General features: G+C 67.1%; 5 protein-coding genes. 3 read left to right on the top strand and 2 right to left on the bottom strand.

Going from position 1 to position 4,507, the window contains the following annotated elements:
- Positions 1 to 961, bottom strand: a 961-nt coding sequence (locus R1101_RS0116575) for an MFS transporter (protein WP_016934497.1), incomplete at its 3' end; no start/stop codon positions are given.
- A 131-nt stretch (positions 962 to 1,092) separates the two neighbouring features.
- On the opposite strand from R1101_RS0116575, the gene R1101_RS0116570 reads away from it, so the two are divergent.
- The 3 genes from R1101_RS0116570 (at position 1,093) to R1101_RS0116560 (ending at position 3,548) form a co-directional block, all read left to right on the top strand.
- Positions 1,093 to 2,067 (top strand): pseudouridine synthase, encoded by a 975-nt coding sequence (locus R1101_RS0116570; RefSeq protein ID WP_016934496.1) that lies wholly within the window; start codon positions 1,093 to 1,095, stop codon positions 2,065 to 2,067.
- Positions 2,068 to 2,142: 75 nt separating this feature from the next.
- Positions 2,143 to 3,084: a hypothetical protein gene (locus R1101_RS0116565; protein ID WP_016934495.1), complete on the top strand. Its 942-nt coding sequence runs from the start codon at positions 2,143 to 2,145 to the stop codon at positions 3,082 to 3,084.
- Positions 3,048 to 3,548, top strand: coding sequence for an AAA family ATPase (locus R1101_RS0116560; protein ID WP_232284773.1), 501 nt, complete (start codon positions 3,048 to 3,050; stop codon positions 3,546 to 3,548). The genes R1101_RS0116565 and R1101_RS0116560 overlap by 37 nt, the downstream gene beginning before the upstream one ends.
- A 77-nt stretch (positions 3,549 to 3,625) precedes the next feature.
- Here the strand turns inward: R1101_RS0116560 and R1101_RS29280 are convergent.
- Positions 3,626 to 4,507, bottom strand: an 882-nt coding sequence (locus tag R1101_RS29280) for a hypothetical protein (protein WP_232284772.1), incomplete at its 5' end; no start/stop codon positions are given.

The raw sequence follows: 4,507 nt of genomic DNA, 5'->3' as shown, positions 1-4,507 counted from the left end.
CGGCGAGACTCGCGGAGACGATGAGCCCGAATCCGCCGTAACCGAGCGACGCGACCACATACAGCGCGAGACTCGCGGTCTGGGTGACGCCGCCGATCAGCAGGGCCTGGCGGCGGCCGCGCCGGAAACACAGCCATCCACCGAGCGCGGCGCCGCCCAGTGCGCCCGCCGACGACAACACGCCCTTGACCAGTGCGATCTGCCCGAGGGTCAGGCCGGAGTCGGACATGAACGGCCCCACCATCGCCGATCCCATCGAATCGCCGAACTTGAAACCGCCGATGAGCAGGATGAACGCGAGCATCCCGGGGCGGCGCAGACGTGCCCACCACGCGACGGTCATGCGGGTCGCACTCCTCGGCTCCTGATCCGGCGTGGCCGGTCGCTCCGTGCGCGGCAGCCGCCAGACCGGGATCGTCGTCAGCACCAGCAGGAAGGCCATCGCGAGGAACAGGCTGCGCCAGCCCGCGAGGGAGAACACCCACAGCAGCGCTCCCCCGCCGACGATCATCCCGATGCGGTACGCGCCGACCTGGATGCCGTTGCCGAGTCCGCGTTGTCTCGGTCCGAGCAGTTGTACGGCCAGGCCGTCGGTCGCGACGTCCTGCGTGGCCGACAGTGCGTTGACCACCGCGATGCCGACGAGCAGCCACCGCAGCGTCGACGACAGATCGAGGCACGCGAGGATCAACGACACCGCCGACGCCGCGAGCTGGAGCGAGAGCAGCCACTGCCGCCGGGTTCCGTAATGATCGACGTACGGCGCCCAGAGGAACTTCAGCGCCCACGGCGCGAACAGCACGCCGGTCGCGCTGATCGCGATCAGCGAGAAACCCGACTCGCGGAGTACCACCGGAAGCGCCTGGGTGAAGAACCCGTACGGCAGGCCCTGCGCGAAGTACAGGGCGGCCAGCAGCGCGAGCGTGCCGGTCGGGATGCCGAGCCGGGCCGGTGCAGTCATGCGGACATGGTGGCAGAACGGTGTCGGCCGTCCCCGGCAGGCGTGCACGAGACGCTGCGCCGCTTCCCGGACGCATCCCCGCAGCACCGTCCCTCACCCGAGGCGCAACCCGTTCCCGGTTCGATGGGAGGATGGGGCACGTGCCGATGTCCTCGCCGTTGCCCGTCAGGAACGGGGTCGGGCCCACGCGATTGCGTGTTCCCACCTCCGGCCCGTGGGCGACGGTCGCCGAGTACGTCGTCGCACGGTTCGACCACCTGGACGCCGACGATCTCTACCGCCGCTTCGACACCGGCGAGATCGTGGGGATCGACGGAGAACCGATCGGCCGGAGCACCGAGCTCGGAGCGCACCGATTCGTCTGGTACTACCGCGATCTGCCCGTCGAGGAACCGGTGCCGTTCCACGAGGAGATCCTGCATATCGACGACGACCTCGTCGTCGTCGACAAACCGCACTTCCTGCCGACCACGCCGGGTGGACGGTATCTGCGCGAGTCGGCGCTCGTCCGGCTACGGACCCGTCTCGACAACCCGGATCTGACACCGATCCACCGCCTCGACCGGGCGACCGCCGGACTGGTGATGTTCTCGGCCCGGCCCGCAACCCGCGGCGCCTACCAGTCACTGTTCGAGAAGCGCCGGGTCACCAAGGTGTACGAGGCGGTATCGGCTCTTCCGGCGGAGTGGGATCCGGCAGCGCCGCGGATCGCCGGACGTCCGGTACCCGTGCTGTACCGCAATCACATCGAGGCGCGCCGCGGCGAGCTGCGCGTCGTCGTCGACGACACCCGCGAACCCAACTCCGAGACGCTGCTCGAGGTGCTCGGGTCGGGCGTGAGCAGATCGGGACGAACCGTTCTGCACACCCTTCTCCGCCCGCACACCGGCCGCATGCACCAGCTGCGCGTGCATCTGGCGGCGCTCGGCATCGGAATCCTCGGCGACCACTGGTATCCCGTCCTGCTGCCGGAGACACCGGACGACCATTCGCTCCCGCTCCAACTCCTCGCGCGGGAACTGGAATTCGTCGACCCCCTGTCGGGCGCCGAACGCCGGTTCGTCACGCGGCGCATCCTGGACGAAGCGCCGGTTTCGGAGGGCTGAGGGCGGTCGAGCGGATTCCTGCTCGATCCTCCGAAAGATCCGACGTGCCCGGCTCCACGAAATACGCTGGTAGGCATGACCAAGGTCGTCGACGGTTACCTCCGGTCACCACTGTCGGGCATCGCACCGTGGATCCTCATGTCCGTCCTGTCTGCCCCGGGACGGTTCGAAGAAGCGGTGTGTTTCGCTCTCGGTCTCGTCCTGTTGACGATGTGGGCAGGCATGCGCCGCGGCGTGAAGATTCACGCCCTCGATGTGTTCGGCGCGGCGTTCTTCGTCGTGCTGGCCGCGGTAGGCCTGATCGCATCGGACGGGGTGATCGACTGGATGGAGATCTGGGCCGGTGAACTCACCAACATCGCGCTCGCTGTGTTCGTCTTCACCACCCTGATCGCGCGCAGGCCGTTCACCCTTCCTTATGCGAAGGAGGAGACGCCCCAGGACTACTGGACGTCTCCTCTGTTCATGAAGATCAACTATGTGATTTCCGCGGTCTGGGCGGGTGCGTTCACCTTCTCCGCCATCGTCGGGCTCATCGGTGACGCCGTGATGCGCGACCCGGGCAACTTCTGGACCGGTTGGGTGCTCCAGCTCGCGGCGATCTTCTTCGCGGTCTCCTTCACCGAGTTCTATCCGGACTACGCCGGCGCGAAGTTCGCGGCGACGCAGGGTGAGTCCGAACCTGCCCCGTCCATCCTGAAGCTGATCGACTGGTTGCCGACTTTCGTGCTGGTCGCAGGGATCTTCGGGTGGGTCACCGATTCGGTACCCGACGCCGTCGGAATAGGCATGATCGTCGTCGGCATCATCGGAAGCGCGGTGCTCGGCAGACTGTCACCGAAGACCCGAGAAAGCCTCCACCTGACGCGGTGCCCCGACACCCGGGGCGTGTGGATTGTGTCGTGTCCGATCCGATTCGGATCAGCGACGAGCGGAGCGTACCGGTCTCGATGTCAGTGGCGGTGTGTACCGTCGGCCCAGTGGCAGCGAACAGGACGCGAGGACCTCGCGTCCTGATGATGTGCGGGCCGGCCGGTGCCGGCAAGACCACCTACGCCAAGCGCCTGGAGCACGAGGGCTGGACGCGTTTGTCATATGAGGTGGAGTTCTGGCATCGCGGGATCACGACGATGCCCTCCGCCGACGTCGTTGCCGAGGTGGCGGCAGATCTGAAGGCGCGCTTGCTGCGCCTTGTCGCGGCGGGAAACGATGTCGTGCTCGACTTCGGATTCTGGTTCCGGCGACAACATGACGAGTTCCGCACACTGCTCGCACCGCAGGGCATCGTGCCGGAGACCGTGTACATCGCGACGGATCTCGAGACCATCCTGGGCCGGCTCGGCGACCGGCACGGGAGGTGGGCGGACGATTGGCCGCTGACCGAGCGGACGGCGACGGAGTACTTCGAGCGGTTCGAACCTCCGACGTCGGAGGAGGGACCGCTCGAAGTAATTCGCTGGGGCGTGGCCCGCGCGGAATGACGCTCTGCTGCTTCCTCACCCGGTGCACCCCGGACGAAGCGCAGATGTGGGGAAGCTGAGCGCATTCGGGCGAATTCTCATGTCCGTCCTGTCGGCTCCGGGCCGGTTCGGCGGCCGTCGAGCACGACCGGCCGGCCCAGCATGCTGTGCAACGTCCACCCCGCAACCAGTCCCAGCGCGAGCATGAGTACCCCACTGATCGTGGCATGCCCGGGGATGTCGGCGAGATCGTGTGGCACCACCGTCAGCACCAGCGTGTACGTCCCTATCGAGAAGAAGGGCGCACCGGCAAACCATACGCACACCGCCGCCGATGTGTTCCCGCGCCGCTGGACGTAGGCGAGGGACGGCACGATCGCAACAGCCGCCACGATCAGAGTCGCGTCGGCGACACCCGTGCCACCGAAACCCGACTCGACGAAACCCATGATCTTCGAGGCGATGACACCACAGGCGAGTGTGGCTGCGACGAGCAGTATGCGGCCGTCGCCGGAGGCACGACGGATTCGAGGCACGTAGTGGGCGCGTGCATCGAGTGCGAAGTTCGTGAGCAGCGAGACGCCGAGCGCGAAGAAGCCTGCGTAGACCACAGACCACACCCAGGTTTCGAGTACGACGGGTTCCTCCGCCGGCGCGGTCGCGTCGACTCCGAGCGCGAGCTGTACGGGCAGACCGACGACGATGACCGCGAGGAAACCGGATGCGATCCACATCGGCACCAGGATCACCACGTCCGGAACGCGCCGGCGCCACGACGCGATGAACGCGACCGCGAGGAACACGGCGTACGAGTCCATCGCCGCCGTACCCAGATTCATGACCCACATCGTGGTGCCCCACTCCGTCGCGGCAGGACCGAGACCTACATCGAAGCCGCTCAGCCAGGACAGTTTCAGAGCGAGATAGGGCAGGCAGGCCAGGATCGACACGGCTGTCAGGACTCGCTGTATCGGGACGGG

It is taken from the genome of Rhodococcus sp. R1101, assembly GCF_000278445.1.
GTDB classification, from domain to species: Bacteria; Actinomycetota; Actinomycetes; order Mycobacteriales; family Mycobacteriaceae; genus Rhodococcus; species Rhodococcus gordoniae.
Note: the sequence above shows the minus strand (reverse complement) of the source record. Positions and strands in the feature narration are given on the sequence as shown.

Bases quoted from the DNA above. Each gene is read 5' to 3' on its own strand.
- R1101_RS0116570 (WP_016934496.1), top strand. From the start codon at position 1,093: ATGGGGCACGTGCCGATGTCCTCGCCGTTGCCCGTCAGGAACGGGGTC.
- R1101_RS0116565 (WP_016934495.1), top strand. From the start codon at position 2,143: ATGACCAAGGTCGTCGACGGTTACCTCCGGTCACCACTGTCGGGCATC.